Raw genomic sequence first — 16,698 nt, 5'->3', positions numbered from 1 at the left:
CGTTAAAAATCGTTGTCAAAATTAGTTAAAGCATTAAATATTAAGCAGGTTTAAATAAAAAAGACCATGATGGGGCATGATGGACTAATAATCGGTATCTTCTACTTTCACCTTTTTAATCCGGCATAGGCTGGCCATATAGAAAAAATTGCTTACAAATGAATGCTATTCTTGGAGTTATATTCCATTTTTTAGGAGGTTTCGCGTCTGGTAGTTTTTATATACCCTACAAAAAAGTAAAGGGTTGGGCCTGGGAAAGTTATTGGATCGTAGGTGGACTTTTTAGCTGGTTAATAGTTCCGCCATTAGCCGCCTGGCTTACCATCCCCAACTTTTCACAAATAATAAGTGAAACTGGTGGTTCTGTAATTGGCTATACGTTCTTGTTTGGAATACTGTGGGGAATTGGAGGTTTAACCTATGGCCTTGGTGTTCGTTACCTGGGTGTTTCGCTGGGAAGCAGCATTATCCTGGGGCTTTGTATGGTTTTCGGCTCCCTTATCCCATCTATATATTACGACCTCTTCCCCGCTGAAGGCAAAGACACTTTCAGCGCACTGATAGGCACCAACTGGGGGCTTACCGTTTTATTGGGTTTGGCGGTTTGTGTGGCCGGTATTGTTATTTGCGGTAAAGCGGGTACAAGAAAAGAAAAGGAACTGGCAAAGGGTGGAACCGATCCGCATGGCGCAGTTGTAAAAACAGAATACAAATTCGGTTTGGGTTTGGCGGTTTCCATTATATCAGGTGTACTGAGCGCTTGTTTCAATTTTGGGTTAGAAGCCGGTAAACCAATGGCTGAAGTAGCCAATAAATTATGGCAGAATGCCAACCCCGGTCAAGGTAACTTCCTTTATATGAATAACGTCACCTACGTGGTGATCTTATGGGGCGGTTTAACAACAAACTTTATCTGGTGTATGATCCTGAACGCCCGTAACAAGACGTTTGGCGATTATACCAATAAGAAAACGCCGCTGCTGAGCAATTACATTTTTGCCGCACTGGCTGGTACAACCTGGTTCCTGCAATTCTTTTTCTATGGAATGGGTGAAAGCAAATTGGGCAACGGTCCCAGCAGCTGGATCCTGCATATGGCCTTCATTATTTTAACCGCCAATGCATGGGGATTGATATTGAAAGAATGGGCAGGTGTAAGCAAGAAAACTAAAACAACAGTTATTATAGGCATTCTTACCATTATTGTTTCCGTACTGTTAGTCGGATATGGTAACTCGCTGAAGTAACATATAAAAGAAACAATTAAAGATCAGACTATGTCAGCAACAAGTGCAGTAAAGTTCAAACATGTAAGCTATTTGTGGGACGATGCCAAAGCGGCTGCCCTGCAAGGCGACGAAGTAGCATTGTTAATTTACCGGAGTAATTTGCTGGGCGCCGATCTGCGCCTCACAAATTACGGTGGTGGCAATACATCATGTAAAGCCATTGCTAAAGATCCTTTGACCGGTAAAGAAACCGAAGTGATGTGGATCAAAGGTTCAGGCGGCGACCTGGGCACCATGAAGAAAAGCGGTTTGGCTGCTTTATATGTTGAGCGTTTACGTAGCCTTAAAAACGTTTATCGTGGTATTGAGCATGAAGATGAAATGGTGGAGCTGTTCAACCATTGCATTTTTGATCTGGCTTCAAAAGCACCATCTATCGATACACCTTTGCATGGTTTCCTTCCTTTCAAGCACATCGATCACCTGCATCCCGATGCAGCCATCGCTATTGCTGCTGCAAAGGATGGTAAAAAGATCACACAGGAATTATTCAACGGAACAATAGGTTGGGTTGAATGGCAACGTCCTGGTTTCGACCTTGGTCTGAAACTGGCAAAATGCCTTGAAGAAAACCCCGGCATCCGTGGTATCATGCTTGGTTCACACGGTTTGTTCACCTGGGGCGATACAGCTTACGAAAGCTATATCAACACCCTGGAAGTAATTGAGCGTTGCGCTGAATACATTGAGGAAAAAGTAAGCAAACAAAAAGCTGTTTTCGGTGGCGCTAAAGTTACCTCACTGCCTAAAGAACAACGTACTTCACAAGCTGCCGCCCTGGCGCCTGTATTACGTGGTTTCTGCAGCAGCTACCAGAAAATGGTGGGCCACTTTACCGATGATGAAAGAGTATTGAACTTCATCAACTCAAAAGACCTCGAGAAACTGGGGCCCATGGGTACCAGCTGTCCCGACCACTTCTTACGTACAAAGATCAGCCCGCTGGTGTTGAACCTTGCACCTAACGAAGACCTGAGCGATGTAAGCAAAATAAAAGAGAAACTGACACCTCAGTTCGAAGCGTACCGCGCTATGTATGCAGATTATTACAATACCTGCAAACATCCTAACAGCCCGGCTATGCGCGATCCTAACCCGGTGGTTATCCTGTTCCCTGGTGTAGGTATGTTCACTTTCTCAAAAGACAAACAAACAGCACGTGTAGCTGCTGAGTTCTACATCAACGCCATTAACGTAATGCGTGGTGCAGAAGCTATTTCAGAATATACTTCACTGCCCCGTCAGGAGGCTTTTAATATCGAATACTGGTTGCTGGAAGAAGCAAAGTTGCAACGTATGCCTAAGCCAAAAGCTTTAAGTGGCCGTATTGCACTGGTAACCGGTAGCGCTGGTGGTATTGGTAAAGCTATCGCTAAAAAATTCGCCGATGAAGGTGCTTGCGTTATTATCAACGATAACGATGCTACCCGCCTCGAAAGTGCAAAAGAAGAGTTCGGTAAACAATACGGAAAAGACGTATTTGCCGCTGCGGTACTGGATGTTACCAAAGCCAGCGATATCAAAGGCGCCTGCGATGTAGCAGCCCTGGCATTCGGTGGTTTGGATATCGTTGTAAACTGCGCCGGATTGTCAATTTCAAAACCAATTGAAGAGCATACCGAAAAAGACTGGGACATTCTGTATGATGTACTGGTTAAAGGTCAGTTCTTTATTACCCAGGCTGGTGTTGAGGTAATGCGCAAACAGGCTATCGGCGGCGATGTGATCAACATCGTGAGCAAAAACGCCCTTATGAGCGGTCCTAACAACGCTGGTTACGGTTCTGCAAAAGCAGCCCAGTTACACCTGAGCCGTTTGAATGCAGCTGAATTGGGTAAAGATCACATTCGTGTGAACGTGGTTAACCCCGATGCGGTTATCAGCGACAGTAAAATTTGGGAAGGTGCATGGGCCGAAGGCCGTGCCAAAGCCTATGGCGTTAAAGTAGAAGAATTACCTGCTTACTATGCCAAACGCACTTTGCTCAATGAGATCATATTACCTGAAGACATTGCCAATGCATGTTTTGCGGTAACGGGTGGTTTGCTTAATAAGTCTACCGGAAACGTTATTAACGTTGATGGTGGTGTAGCTACCGCTTTCGTAAGATAATTTTTAAAGACCTGTAAGGTGTACCATTGTGTCTTGAGCGATCAGGATGCCTAAATACACCTGACAGGTCTTGTTTCATTCAATAACGATTGTAAAATATAACATTGCTTATGCCACGTATTGGAATTAAAATGCAGCTCTTCAAGGGCCAGGAAGCCGAATACAGAAAACGTCACGATGAATTATGGCCCGAATTAAAAGAGTTGTTGCATGCAACCGGCATAAGCGAATATTCGATCTTTTTGGATGAAACCACCAACAATCTTTTCGGGGTACTGAATGTAACCGATCCGGCTGCGCTGGATAACTTACCTGCACACCCCGTTATGCAGAAGTGGTGGGCGTACATGAAAGATATAATGGAGAGTAATGCTGATAATTCGCCTGTAAGTGTGCCGTTAAAGGAGGTGTTTTATCTTCCGTAATAAGAAATTTCGAGATTTCTGATTTCGGGATTTTGAGATTTGCCGCGAGGATGAACTCAAAAGAAATCTCAAAATCTCGCAATCTCAAAATCAGAAATTACCCTCATAAGTATCTTTGATGTACAAATGTTTCAAGCTTTAATAATCATCTCTAAATACGATTGCATATGCAGATCGAGAAATATAAAATAGACGAGTTCAATAATAGTGTCCTTAAAGAACATAAACGTCGTTTCGATTTCGCCGCTGAAGGCGTTAATGGTTTAGACGGTATTCTGAAAAAATTAGTTGATTTTCAAATTGCCATTCCCAGCTGGGCATTGGGTACAGGTGGAACCCGTTTTGGCCGTTTCTCAGGTGGTGGCGAACCCCGCACCCTCGAAGAAAAGATCGAAGACGTAGGTTTGCTGCACTCGCTGAACAAAAGCGGTGGCGCTATTTCCCTGCACATTCCCTGGGATATTCCTCAGGATGCCAAAGCCATTAAAGCGCTGGCTGCACAACATGGCTTACGTTTCGATGCCGTTAACTCAAACACGTTCCAGGACCAACCCGATCAAAAGCTCAGCTACAAATTCGGTTCCCTGCAGCACGTTGACAAAGCCACCCGCAAACAAGCTGTTGATCATAATATTGAAGTAATAAAACATGGGATAGAACTGGGTTCAGATTCTATCACCGTATGGTTGAGTGATGGTAGCTGCTTCCCCGGCCAGTTGAACTTCCGCAAGGCATTTCAACGTACGCTGGAAAGCCTGCAGGAAATTTATGCAGCGTTGCCCGATAACTTTAAAATGTTTGTTGAGTACAAAGCCTTTGAGCCTAACTTCTACTCAATGACCGTTGGCGACTGGGGTCAATCATTGCTGTACGCCAGCAAACTGGGTCCCAAAGCTTATACGCTGGTTGACCTTGGCCACCATTTGCCTAATGCCAACATTGAGCAAATTGTAGCCCTGTTACTGAGCGAAGGCAAGCTGGGCGGTTTCCACTTCAACGATTCAAAATATGGTGATGATGACCTTACTGTAGGCAGCATCAACCCTTATCAGTTGTTCCTCATCTTTAATGAACTGGTTGAAGGTATGGATGCCCGTAGCATGCAACACGCTACCGACCTGGGCTGGATGATCGATGCATCGCACAATGTAAAAGATCCGCTGGAAGATCTGTTGCAGTCAATAGAAGCTATTAAGATCGCTTACGCACAGGCGTTGCTGGTTGATACAAAAGCATTACAGGCAGCACAGGATGCCAGTGATGTGGCCAAAGCACAGGAAATTCTTCAACAGGCTTACCGTACCGATGTACGTCCGTTGGTAGCAGAAGCCCGTTTACGTGCCGGTGCTGCATTGCAACCATTGCAATTGTACCGCCAGCTGAAAGTAAGAGAGAATTTAATTAAAGAGCGCGGTCAAAAGACTGTAGCTACAGGATTATAAAAGCCGTTGCAGGTTACAGGTTGCAGGTATCAGGGAAGTCAGTTAAAAGGCCCCTTGAAACCTGCAACATGTAACCTGTAACTGTTTAAAAGAATTTCGAACGAACAAGTGTGTGAAATTGTCTCCTAATGAGTAGAACTTCTGTTATAGCAATATTCGACATTGGTAAAACCAATAAAAAATTATTCCTCTTTGATGAGCAGTACAATATTGTGCTGGAGAAAAGCGAGCAGTTTGCCGAAGTGACCGATGAAGATGGTGATGCCTGTGAAGACCTTGCCGCGCTTACCCAGTGGGTGCATGCCTGTTTACAACAGGTGTTTAGTGAAAACAAATACCAGGTAAAGGCCCTTAACTTCAGTACCTATGGCGCCAGTTTTGTTCATATTGATAAAGAAGGAAAGGCTGTCACTCCGTTATACAACTACCTGAAACCATACCCGGCCGACTTACAGGAAGGCTTCTATAAAAAATATGGCGGTGAAATTTCTTTCTCCATTCACACCGCATCACCCGTGCTTGGTAACCTTAACTCAGGTATGCAGTTATACCGCCTGAAGTACAAGAACCCCGGGTTGTTCGATCAAATACATTATTCGTTGCATTTACCGCAATACATGAGCTACCTGGTAACAGGGCGTGCTTATTCGGATATTACCAGCATAGGCTGTCATACCGGTTTGTGGAACTTCCCACAGAACCATTATCACGAATGGATCTACCGCGAAGCCATCAATGAAAAGCTGGCGGCTATTTTCCCCAGTGACCAATTGATGCCCTCACAGTTTCAGGGACAGGCCCTGCTCACCGGTGTAGGCCTGCACGATAGTTCAGCAGCGCTGATCCCATACCTGTTTCACTTTACCGAACCGTTTGTATTGATCTCAACAGGTACCTGGTGTATTAGCCTGAACCCATTCAACCAAACAAGATTAACATACGAAGAGTTACAGCAGGATTGTTTGTGTTATATGGAGTATCGCGGCAAACCCATTAAGGCATCTCGCCTGTTTGCCGGTTATGAACACGAACAACAAACAAAACGACTGGCTGCTCACTTTAATGTGGCCCTCGATTATTATAAGAATGTAAAGTTCAATGCCGACCTGTTACCTAACCTGGCCCAAACAGCAAATGTTGCTGCCGACCCTTCAGCTGGTAAATCGGCCATGGTACAGGGCTCTGCTTTTGGCGCCCGCGACCTTAATAGCTTTGCTTCTTACGAAGCCGCTTACCATCAGTTTATGGCCGATCTTATGACGCAACAGGTAGCTTCGCTTAACCTGGTGTTGCATAACAGTCCGGTTAAAAAGATCTTTGTAGATGGCGGTTTCAGCAAGAACCCGTTATATATGAACCTGCTGGCAAATGCATTTCCGAAAAATGAAGTGTATGCCGCTTCAATGGCCCAGGCCTCGGCTATGGGCGCTGCGCTGGCGGTGCATTCTTCATGGAACAGAACGAGCCCTTCTTCTGATTTGATTGAACTTAAATCGTATACGTTGGTTGAAAGCCGCTAGTGCGGGTTGAAAAGTTGATAGAGTTTATAGAGTTAATAAAGGAAAATACAAAAGACAAAAATGGCGGGCCCTTCGATATTTATCGGGTAGCCCGCCATTTCCTTGTCAACCTGTTAACTTGTCAACTTACCAGTTTCTTCCTCTATCAACTTTATCACCTTATCAACTCTCCGTTAATTCAACTCTTTTCCCGCCATCATATTCTCCAATCGTTCCAACTGCAAATCCCACTTAAATATCTTCCCGTCTTTATCTAACAAAATATGACAGGGGATTGCCTCGATGCCATAATAGCTCATAATGGCATCATTTTTATCGAGCGCCTGCGGCCAGGGCAGGTCTTTGCCACTTAATGTAGTGATCCATTTTGATAAATCACGATCGGTTGAAATGCTTAATATTTCAACATCCTTATTACCGAACAGGGCTTTTATATTCGGTTGTTCTTTAATGCAAGGCGCGCAGTGCGAGCCCCATAAAACAATGTACAGGTACCTGCCCTTGTATTGTTCAAGATTAACGGTATGGCTTTCTTTATCAACCAATGCAAAGTTCTTAAAGGCGTCGCCAATTACAATATGCTCCTGCTGATAACGGCGCCTTGTAAGTAGTTTTTCGGCCTGCTTTACTTCAAAAGTACCGGCGAGCGCGGGTGATACCAGCTTAGTTAATGTCTCCAGCTTTTCAATCGGCAGGCTGGTGGCTTTGCCAATGAGGTAAGGGCTTACCTTACTACCCGGGTTATTTTGCACAACTGCCAGCAATTGCTGGTAATATTGTTCATTTACCGCTTTTTCATCCTGCCCCGACTTTTTCAGTTTGTCGAGCCACGATTCAAAATTGCGTTTCAGTTCTTCCGTTCGGCTGCCTTTTACAGCAGTAACAAAAAACATATTGAACGTGTCTTTATCGATCTTCATTTCATTGGTGCAGGCTATCTCCATGTTGGCGCCTTCTATATATACATCCCATAGTAATGATTTCTGATCGAGGTGCAGCCTTGCCAGCACGGGGCCTTGCCGGTTGATTGTAAAGTGGAATTTACCATCTGTAATTGGGGTGCTGATCTTTTCTTTGATTTCACCATCAAAAAAAATATACATCCTACTATTGTACGTACCGGCGATGGTGCCCGAAATTTCGATGGCATTATTTTGTGCCTGTACCCTGACGAATAACAGGTTTAGTAAAAGAATAAAATAAGGTAATTTCATGGCTTGCGTTTAAGGGAATTAGGATCGTAGCTGTTTGCAGTTAAATATAAGCAATACTGCCAGCCCTATTCGCTATAGTTTTCTTAAAATTGAATGCATTTTTCAGGATAGCACAGGATTGTAAAAACTGTATTAGTTTATAAGTTCATAAGTTAATACTCAGCAAGCCATATGAATAAAATTACCATTACATTATTGGCGTCGTTGGCATCAGCGACAGCCTTTTCGCAGGGAAAACCTGGCACCGATGTTACCGCGCCACTCCACGCTTTAAAAGTAGATTACCCTGTGCCCTACGAGCCCATGAGTGAAGCAGAGATCAAAAAAGTTTTAGATAAAGTATATACCTACCTCGATGCGGTTACTCCGGCGCAAATGATCAACAAACAAACAGGGCAGGAGGTGAGCGATGCTTCGAAATTCGATACTTCATATACTATAAAACCCGGCGATTTTCGCCTCACGGCTTACGAATGGGGCGTAACCTACAGTGGTATGTTGCTGGCGGCCGAAACCAGTGGCGATACCCGCTACAGCGATTATGTAAAACAACGCCTGTCGTTTATTGCCAAATGGGTGCCGGCCATAAAAAAGAAAGTGGCCGACGGATCATTAAAGGGTAATTATATTTTTCGCCAGCCTATAGAACCACATGCGCTCGATGATGCCGGCGCTGTTTGCGCTGCCATGATAAAAGCAACACGCAGTGGTTTGAATAATGACCTGCGTCCGTTAATTGATAATTACATCAACTTTATAAGTAAAAAAGAATTTCGTTTGCCCGATGGTACGCTGGCACGCAACCGTCCGCAGAAAAATACCATCTGGTTAGATGATCTGTATATGGGTGTTCCGGCGCTGGCGCAAATGGGTAAGCTTACCGGTAACACTGCTTATTTCGATGATGCAGTAAAACAGGTAAAACAATTTACCCAACGCATGTTCGATAAAGAAAAAGGATTGTACATGCATGGCTGGGTACAGGATATGAACCCGCATCCGATGTTTTACTGGGGCCGCGCCAATGGCTGGGCTATTATGACCATGTGCGAATTGTTAGATGTGTTGCCTGAGAACCACGCCGGCCGTGCATTTGTGCTGCAACAATTACAGGCGCATGCAAAGGGATTGGCTGCAATGCAGTCGGGCTCGGGTTTTTGGCACCAGTTGCTGAACCGCAGCGATTCGTATTTAGAAACATCAGCTACCGCTATTTATGCTTATTGTATTGCACATGCCTGTAACAAAGGCTGGCTCGATGCAAAAGCCTATGCACCCATGGCCATGCTTGCCTGGAATGCTGTAACCACAAAAGTAAATGCAACAGGGCAGGTTGAAGGTGTTTGTGTGGGAACCGGTATGGCATTCGATCCGGCGTTTTATTACTATCGCCCGGTGAACGTATATGCAGCGCATGGCTACGGACCGGTATTGTTAGCAGGGGCAGAGATGTTACGACTTGTCAAGAATAGACCTTTTAAAATAAACGACAGTTCCTTACAATATTATACTCCCTAAAGGGAATGAAAAATTAGAAATGAAAAATGAGGAATGAGAAAGGGAATACAATGTCGAACATCGAATGTTGAATATCCAATGTCGAAGTGAAAACTAAAAACTAAGAACTAAAAACTAAGAACGGTTGCATGAAAGTACTCGGTCTCACTTCATTATTAAGCATAGCTATATTAACGGGTCAATCTCAATCAAGCTGGAAATTCGATTTCGGTACCCAACGAACAGCCAAAGGATATACGGCGGTAACGCCTAACACAAAATTCAGTAATGAAACCGGTTATGGGTTCGATTTAGGTTCCGAAGTACAGGCCATCGACAATGGCAGTGATGCCCTTACTGGTGATTACATTACCGGCAAAAAGCCATTTTATTTTTCGGTAAAGTTGCCCGATGGTAATTATGATGTTCACTTAATACTGGGCGATACAAAAGGAACTTCTGCCACCACCGTTCGGGCCGAATGCCGCCGGCTGATGCTGGAGAATGTTATTACCCCCAAAGGCAAACAGGTTACAAAGACCTTTACAATACATGTAAAAGACAGCCTGATACGGGACGCGAAAAAGAATGTGATCGGCCATGTAAAGCTGAAAACCCGTGAAAATGAATACCTGCATTGGGACAACCTGCTTACGTTGGAGTTCAACGATTCACTGCCTAAAGTTTGTGCAGTTGAAATAACACCGAATGCAAAAGCAACCACCCTATTTCTGGCCGGCAATTCAACGGTAGTTGATCAAAGCCGCGAGCCCTGGGCTGCATGGGGACAAATGATACCACGCTTTTTTCAACCAGGTATAGCCGTTGCCAATTATGCCGAATCGGGTGAAACCATGAGGGCATTTAAAGGCGAACGCCGGTTGGAAAAAATATTAAGTCTGGCAAAGCGGGGCGACTTTTTGTTCATTGAGTTCACCCATAATGATCAGAAGCCTGGTGGCAATCACCTCGATGCCTTCACCACCTATAAACAAACCATAAAAGAATGGATCAAAGAAGCGCGTAAAAAAGGCATGCAGCCTGTATTGGTAACATCGATGCACCGCCGCAACTTCGATTCAACAGGTCATATTGTTAATACCCTGGGCGATTATCCCGAGGCCATGCGGCAAACGGCTGTTGAAGAAATAGTGCCTCTCATCGATCTCAACGCCATGAGCAAAACATTATACGAAGCCTGGGGCCCCGAAAAAAGCATCAAAGCATTTGTACATTTTCCCGCTAATACTTTTCCGGGGCAGGATAAGGCCCTGGCAGATAATACGCATTTCAGCACTTTTGGCGCTTATGAGTTGGCGAAATGTGTGGCAAACGCAATTATGAGTTCAGATATTTCGCTGGCAACAGCCCTGGACCCCGATGCGTTATACGATCCTGTTGCATTTGAAAAGTTCTATTGGCCAATGAGTGGATTTGTTGGAAGTACAAAACCAGATGGAAATTAGAAATTAGAAATGAAGAATTAGAAATTAAAAAGTAAATACAGTTCAATGGTGACGCGTTTTGTATTTGCTTGCAGCTTATAGCTTACGGCTTGCAGCTGAATAGCGTTCTGAACGTACAAGTGAGTGACACAACAGGCGATGATAGTAGTACAGAAGGTGGTAAACAAATTAACCGTAAATAAGGTGGCTGAAAACTGAATATGAGCTCTAAAGTTTGGCGAACCCTTTCACTTTTCACGTTTGCCGTTTCACGATTTCTTTATTACTTTGGCCCGTTCACAATAACAATCCATTGATATTATTACTATGGCGGTGTTCGTAAATTTACGTTTACGAGTTTTGCTATAATATAATAATGAGTAACTATTAACGTTTTTCAAAAGGAAAAACCCATTCAATATCTTATACGGCATTATGAAAAAAAGTACACTCGTAACCTCCTTTCTGCTACTGGCTGGTATTGTACCGGTTGCTGCACAAACGCCACCGGCAAGGCCCGTAGTAGTAAGCCCACGTGTTGAAAACCTTACCAACCCTGCTGGTATTGAAACCCTGCAGCCGCGCTTAAGCTGGCAAATAACAAGCACCGGACGCGCTATTATGCAGGCAAAGTACCGCATTCTGGTAGCCGACGATCAAAGTAAACTAAACCTGGCAACCGGTAACATGTGGGATACACAGATAGTGCCCAGCGAACAATCGCTTTGGATTCCCTATGGTGGTAAACCGCTGGAGGCAGGAAAAACTTACTTCTGGAAAGTGCAGGTATGGGACAACCAGGGCCAAATGAGTGATTGGAGCAGCGACACTGCCAAATTCACAGTAGGTTTAATGCAACCGGCCGACTGGAGCAATGCGCAATGGATAGGTTATGATGAGCTGGATGCAGCCAAACGCTATGTACCCGGTATACATGCCCCCGGCAACAGTAAAGATTATAAAAACGTTGTTAGCGGAAACCACGTACTGCCTTTGTTACGTAAAAACTTCGCTGTTAGCAAACCGGTAAAAAGAGCTACTGCCTTTATTACCGGTTTAGGTCAATACGAACTGCACATAAATGGTAACAAAGTAGGCGATCAGTTTATGGCGCCCGGCTGGACCAACTACGATAAACGTGTATTGTATAATGTGCTCGATGTTACCAAAGAGCTTACAAACGGCAATAACGCCATTGGCGTAATGCTGGGTAATGGTTTCTTTAACGTTCCCAACGAGCGTTACCGCAAAACCCTGCTGGCATACGGCAACCCAAAAATGATAATGAAACTGTTGGTTGAATATACCGATGGTACCAGGGACCAGATCATTTCTGATAACAGCTGGAAAACAGCGCCCAGCCCCATTACCTTCAGCAGTATTTATGCCGGTGAAGAATACAACGCTACGCTTGAACAGGATGGCTGGGATAAAGCCGCCTTTAACGATGGCGCCTGGAAGGCCGCTGTTGTTGTAAAAGCGCCCGCTGGGAAACTGGTTGCCGAAACAGAAACACCGGTGAAAGTTATGGCTGTCATCGATGCGCAAAAAACAGAAAAGAACAGCGATACCACCGTACTGGTTGATTTTGGCCAGAACGCCAGCGGTATCATTAGAATAAAATTACGCGGCGAAAAAGGGCAGGTGGTAAGAATTTACCCAGCCGAACTGGTGAATGAAGAAAAACGCGTTAACCAAAAGAACAGCGGTAAACCTTACTTCTATTCTTATACCCTGAAAGGTACCGGTGATGAAGTGTGGGAACCACGCTTCTCTTATTATGGTTTTCGTTATGCTGAGGTTTCAAACGCAGCACCCGATACTATTAAGGGCAAAAAGCTGAAAGCAGTTATTACCGAAATCAAAATGCTGCATACCCGTAACTCGGCACAGCAGGTAGGTAAGTTTGAAAGCAGGGAAGACCTCATGAACGAAACCTATTCGCTGATTGACTGGGCTATTCGCAGCAATATGCAAAGCGTGTTGACCGATTGTCCGCACCGCGAAAAACTGGGTTGGTTAGAGCAAACCTACCTCATGGGCGAAAGCATCCATTTCAACTATGATATTTACAGCCTGTACAAAAAGATAGTGGCCGATATGATGGCCGATCAAACGGCTAACGGGTTGGTGCCTAATATCACTCCCGAATATGTTCTATTCGATGAATTGTTCCGCGACTCACCCGAATGGGGCAGCGCTTCGGTTATTTTACCTTACCTTATTTACCAATGGTATGGCGACAAAACCGTTATGCAGGAAGCATGGCCAATGATGACAAAATATGTTACCTATCTGAAATCAAAAGCAAATGGTCATATTCTGTCGCACGGTTTGGGCGACTGGTACGATCTGGGTCCCAACCCACCCGGCGTGGCCCAGCTAACACCCAAAGAACTTACCGCAACAGCTATTTACTATTACGATCTCGATCTGTTATCGAAAATGGCGAAGCTGATGGGCAAAACGGCCGAAGTAAGCCAGTACGCTACATGGGCGGCTGATGTAAAAAAAGCCTTTAACGCTAAATTCTACGATGCTGCAACCAAAAAATATGCAACCGGCAGCCAAACCGCTATGGCTATGCCGCTGGCAGTTGGCCTGGTTGAAGATGCCAACAAAGCAGGTGTGCTCGACCAGTTGAAAACCGATATCATTACCAACGAAAGCGCACTCACCGCCGGTGACATCGGTTTCCACTTTTTGGTTGATGCGTTGACGAAGAACGGTTCGGCCCAAACTGTATATGATATGAACAGCGATGAAAAAGTGCCGGGTTATGGTTTCCAGTTGAAAAAAGGCGCAACGGCTTTAACTGAATCATGGCAGGCGCTGGATACAAAATCGAACAACCACCTGATGCTGGGTCACCTGATGCAATGGTTTTATGATGGGGTGGGCGGTATTAAACAGGAAGATACCTCTGTTGCCTACAAAAACCTTATCATTGCACCCGAACCCATATTGGGGCTCGATAAAGGAAGTGTAAGCTTTAATTCGCCATACGGAAGAGTGTATAGTGAGTGGGACCACCAGTATTCGTACCGCGTGTTTACCTTCCAGATCCCGGCAAATACAACGGCAACTGTTTACCTGCCTACGCCACCTAACAAAAACATTATGGAAAGTAATCAATTGTTGAGTATGCGTAAGGAAATTAAACAGTTGGGGTATATAAATGGCCGCCAGGTATTTAAACTGGGCTCAGGAAAGTATAAGTTTATTATTAAATAAGGAAAACCCTTATTTAGGGGGAAGAATTATAATAAATTTTTAAAGCGAAACGTTTAATACTAAACGATTACAAAAAAGCTAACTATATTACGAGGCTGCCTTTTTCATAGGGCAGCCTTTTTTTATACAGCAACGATTGAAGAAAAATTAATTCAATAGCCGATGCGATCAGATAAATTGCGAGCCAGGTCAGTTAGATTGCTTTTACTGTTTTTACTGATACAGGGCCACGTGAAAGCTCAAAGCCTGCGTTATACCTGTTATAAGAAGTCCGTATGTACAAACCACCCTTCGCAGGTAAAAAGGTTTTCATTGTCAAATTCCGATACCACTTTCAGGAGTGACGAAAGCGGCGTATGTTACGTTAATAAATTAGGGTCCTACTTTTTACTTTCCTCAGAAATAGATACGGGTGTAGAACCGCCTAAGGTTGAGATCACTACTTTTGAAAATATACAGGATACGGTACAAACATGGGCTATGTACCCAATTTTAATACAATCGTATGCCGATGATCTGGAACCGGGCGACTGGTTGTATTGCGATAACCGCTGCGATGGGGTTAAAATAGATTATTACAAAAATGGACAAAAGCGGGTAGAGGGTAAGTTTAAAAAAGGCAAACCGGTAAGCTATGTAAGGTTTTATGATAGCACCGGTAAAGTGGTAAATGTGGAACAGTATAGCAAAGATGGTAAGAAGATAAGGAGTGTTAGGTTGAGTAATTAGCGATAGAAGCTCGTGTAAAAATATTATGGGCGTCATGCAAAGCATGATGCCCATTTTTGTTTTGGGGGTAGGGGCAATGAGCGCCGTGAAGGCTGCAGAAGAGCTTTTGAGCTTAAATAATGAATTCATGAGAGCTGTAATTGAAACAAAAATGCCCTTAATGAAAACAAAGATAGCCATCATGAAAACCATTATAGCTATAATGAAAACAATTATAGCTATAATGATTTCATTATTTCAAATTTTGAATTCATTATGGCGGCAATTGAAACAAAGATGGCCATCATGAATTCAAAGATGGCGATAATTGAAATCATTATGGCTATCATTAAAACAATTATAGGCGTAATGATTTCATTATTTCAAATTATGAATTCATTATGGTGGCAATTGAAACAAAAATGACTATCATGAAAACAAAGATGGCTATCATGAAAACAATTATAGCTATAATGATTTCATTATTTCAAATTTTGAATTCATGATGGCCGTAATGAATTCAAAAAGAGGTGTATTTGTTACATAGTGTAACTGCATTAACTCGTTAAAATATAGCAAAGCGGATAGTCGTATACATAGGTTTTAGGGGTTTAAATGCTTGTAAATTCGCTGACGGCGGTCATTTTTTTCGCGACAAAAGACGACATTATACGACAAAAGACGACACTTTTTGGGGTGCCTGATCGAAACTGCATCTTCTCCCCATATCTTTGATTTGTCAATGCGAACGATACAGCATAAGCGGTTTTAAAATCAATTTAGGGTAGTAAATAACGTTATAAAACTCTGACGGCCGTCATGCTCAATAAGGGTTTCTATCTAAAATTGTTGTCAAATGTTGTCAAGTGTTGTCAAAATTTGGAAATCGCCTGCCGGCCACTGTATCTTCGAAGTGCAATCGATAACCGGTATCGAAAACGCACAACCGATCACAAGACATGTCTGCTAATTAGCTCCTCCGTTCCGTGAAAATAGAATGTTTGCGTTCCGGTCTTTCTGTTTACTATGATCTTATGGTAGTAGTATAAAGGATCCTGCAGTGGGGCAGGCATCGCAGCCATTCGTGTGCCTTACCTATACTTTATTGGCCAATTTACTGGTTATGGTCCTGTATAAGTAGCGTGTGTTCGAAAACAATTTTTTTCACAGTTTAAATTCATTTTTTATGAGTAAGATAATTTATCCATTTAAGCAAAGTCGCGATAGCGAACTGGCTAAAACCGCAAACCGGATATTGGGAAGTACAAAGGGTAATTCCTTTTTTCCCGATACCACATTGATACAGGAGCTTGAAAAGCGCACCATCGCATTTCAGGTTGCTATGAATAATGCTGCAGACGGCGGTAAAACCCTGATAGCGATAAGAAAAGATTGTCGCAGATCTTTGATCGAGATCATGGTGCAGTTTGCCTTTTATGTATCGCAAATATGTAAAGGCGACCGGGCGATGCTGTTAAGCAGCGGCTTCGACCTGGCTAAAGAAAGCAGCGAGTCTAAACTGATGGCTGGTATCGAAAGCCTGGAGGTAACTAACGTGAATTCTGGCGAAGCCAATGTAGTGGTAAAAAGGGTGAAGGGGGCGCGCGCCTTTATTCACCAATACACCACTGAACCGCCATCGGATGCCACGGTATGGGTGAGCGAAACAACCGCTCACCGCAAACATACCTTTACCGGGTTGAAACCTTTGGCAGCTCACTGGTTCAGGGTAATTGCCATTGGGCTCAATGGCCAGAAAACGATCTCTGATGCAATAAGCAGAGTGATCCTGTAACTACATGCGTCGTAGGG

The 16,698-nt window shown here is 43.8% G+C and carries 12 protein-coding genes; 11 read left to right on the top strand and 1 reads right to left on the bottom strand.

All coding sequences use genetic code 11. The annotated features are described in order from the left end of the window. Positions 1 to 158: 158 nt before the first annotated feature. The 5 genes from rhaT (at position 159) to GGD38_RS20210 (ending at position 6,788) form a co-directional block, all read left to right on the top strand. A complete protein-coding gene (gene rhaT / locus GGD38_RS20230; RefSeq protein WP_375302210.1) occupies positions 159 to 1,247 on the top strand; it encodes an L-rhamnose/proton symporter RhaT in 1,089 nt (362 codons plus the stop codon). Between the two features lie 30 nt (positions 1,248 to 1,277). After that, entirely contained in the window at positions 1,278 to 3,401 is a 2,124-nt protein-coding gene (locus GGD38_RS20225) for a bifunctional aldolase/short-chain dehydrogenase (protein WP_375302209.1), read from the top strand. Positions 3,402 to 3,511: 110 nt separating this feature from the next. Beyond that, positions 3,512 to 3,826 carry an L-rhamnose mutarotase gene (gene rhaM, locus GGD38_RS20220; RefSeq protein WP_375302208.1) on the top strand — a complete coding sequence of 105 codons (315 nt, stop codon included), beginning with the start codon at positions 3,512 to 3,514 and terminating at the stop codon, positions 3,824 to 3,826. A 167-nt stretch (positions 3,827 to 3,993) separates the two neighbouring features. Continuing rightward, positions 3,994 to 5,268: a TIM barrel protein gene (locus tag GGD38_RS20215; RefSeq protein ID WP_375302207.1), complete on the top strand. Its 1,275-nt coding sequence runs from the start codon at positions 3,994 to 3,996 to the stop codon at positions 5,266 to 5,268. A gap of 128 nt (positions 5,269 to 5,396) precedes the next feature. Next, a complete protein-coding gene (locus GGD38_RS20210) occupies positions 5,397 to 6,788 on the top strand; it encodes an FGGY-family carbohydrate kinase (protein WP_375302206.1) in 1,392 nt (463 codons plus the stop codon). 173 nt (positions 6,789 to 6,961) lie between these two features. On the opposite strand, the gene GGD38_RS20205 is transcribed toward GGD38_RS20210, so the two are convergent. Further along, positions 6,962 to 8,002, bottom strand: a complete 1,041-nt coding sequence (locus GGD38_RS20205; protein WP_375302205.1) for a redoxin family protein — start codon at positions 8,000 to 8,002, stop codon at positions 6,962 to 6,964. Between the two features lie 171 nt (positions 8,003 to 8,173). Between GGD38_RS20205 and GGD38_RS20200 the strand changes: the two genes are divergently transcribed. From GGD38_RS20200 to GGD38_RS20175, 6 genes are all read left to right on the top strand, one after another. Then, positions 8,174 to 9,520 carry a glycoside hydrolase family 105 protein gene (locus GGD38_RS20200; protein WP_375302204.1) on the top strand — a complete coding sequence of 449 codons (1,347 nt, stop codon included), beginning with the start codon at positions 8,174 to 8,176 and terminating at the stop codon, positions 9,518 to 9,520. Between the two features lie 128 nt (positions 9,521 to 9,648). Next, entirely contained in the window at positions 9,649 to 10,965 is a 1,317-nt protein-coding gene (locus tag GGD38_RS20195; protein WP_375302203.1) for a rhamnogalacturonan acetylesterase, read from the top strand. Between the two features lie 414 nt (positions 10,966 to 11,379). Next, the gene (locus GGD38_RS20190) at positions 11,380 to 14,178 is read left to right on the top strand and encodes a family 78 glycoside hydrolase catalytic domain (RefSeq protein ID WP_375302202.1); all 2,799 of its coding nucleotides are present in this window, start codon (positions 11,380 to 11,382) and stop codon (positions 14,176 to 14,178) included. Positions 14,179 to 14,490: 312 nt separating this feature from the next. Then, positions 14,491 to 14,907 carry a toxin-antitoxin system YwqK family antitoxin gene (locus GGD38_RS20185; protein WP_375302201.1) on the top strand — a complete coding sequence of 139 codons (417 nt, stop codon included), beginning with the start codon at positions 14,491 to 14,493 and terminating at the stop codon, positions 14,905 to 14,907. A gap of 34 nt (positions 14,908 to 14,941) precedes the next feature. Beyond that, positions 14,942 to 15,196, top strand: a complete 255-nt coding sequence (locus GGD38_RS20180; RefSeq protein WP_375303870.1) for a hypothetical protein — start codon at positions 14,942 to 14,944, stop codon at positions 15,194 to 15,196. An 876-nt stretch (positions 15,197 to 16,072) separates the two neighbouring features. Further along, entirely contained in the window at positions 16,073 to 16,681 is a 609-nt protein-coding gene (locus GGD38_RS20175) for a fibronectin type III domain-containing protein (RefSeq protein WP_375302199.1), read from the top strand. Positions 16,682 to 16,698 lie beyond the last annotated feature (17 nt).

This window comes from Niastella sp. OAS944 (assembly GCA_024809215.1).
Lineage (GTDB): Bacteria > Bacteroidota > Bacteroidia > Chitinophagales > Chitinophagaceae > Niastella.
The sequence above is the reverse complement of the archived record's forward strand: the minus strand, read 5'-3'. Positions and strand labels throughout refer to the sequence as shown.

Coding starts and splice junctions, on each gene's coding strand:
- GGD38_RS20200 (WP_375302204.1), top strand. CDS start 8,174: ATGAATAAAATTACCATTACATTATTGGCGTCGTTGGCATCAGCGACA.
- GGD38_RS20195 (WP_375302203.1), top strand. CDS start 9,649: ATGAAAGTACTCGGTCTCACTTCATTATTAAGCATAGCTATATTAACG.
- GGD38_RS20175 (WP_375302199.1), top strand. CDS start 16,073: ATGAGTAAGATAATTTATCCATTTAAGCAAAGTCGCGATAGCGAACTG.
- GGD38_RS20205 (WP_375302205.1), bottom strand. CDS start 8,002: ATGAAATTACCTTATTTTATTCTTTTACTAAACCTGTTATTCGTCAGG.
- GGD38_RS20225 (WP_375302209.1), top strand. CDS start 1,278: ATGTCAGCAACAAGTGCAGTAAAGTTCAAACATGTAAGCTATTTGTGG.
- GGD38_RS20190 (WP_375302202.1), top strand. CDS start 11,380: ATGAAAAAAAGTACACTCGTAACCTCCTTTCTGCTACTGGCTGGTATT.
- rhaT (WP_375302210.1), top strand. CDS start 159: ATGAATGCTATTCTTGGAGTTATATTCCATTTTTTAGGAGGTTTCGCG.
- GGD38_RS20180 (WP_375303870.1), top strand. CDS start 14,942: ATGCAAAGCATGATGCCCATTTTTGTTTTGGGGGTAGGGGCAATGAGC.
- GGD38_RS20210 (WP_375302206.1), top strand. CDS start 5,397: ATGAGTAGAACTTCTGTTATAGCAATATTCGACATTGGTAAAACCAAT.
- GGD38_RS20215 (WP_375302207.1), top strand. CDS start 3,994: ATGCAGATCGAGAAATATAAAATAGACGAGTTCAATAATAGTGTCCTT.
- rhaM (WP_375302208.1), top strand. CDS start 3,512: ATGCCACGTATTGGAATTAAAATGCAGCTCTTCAAGGGCCAGGAAGCC.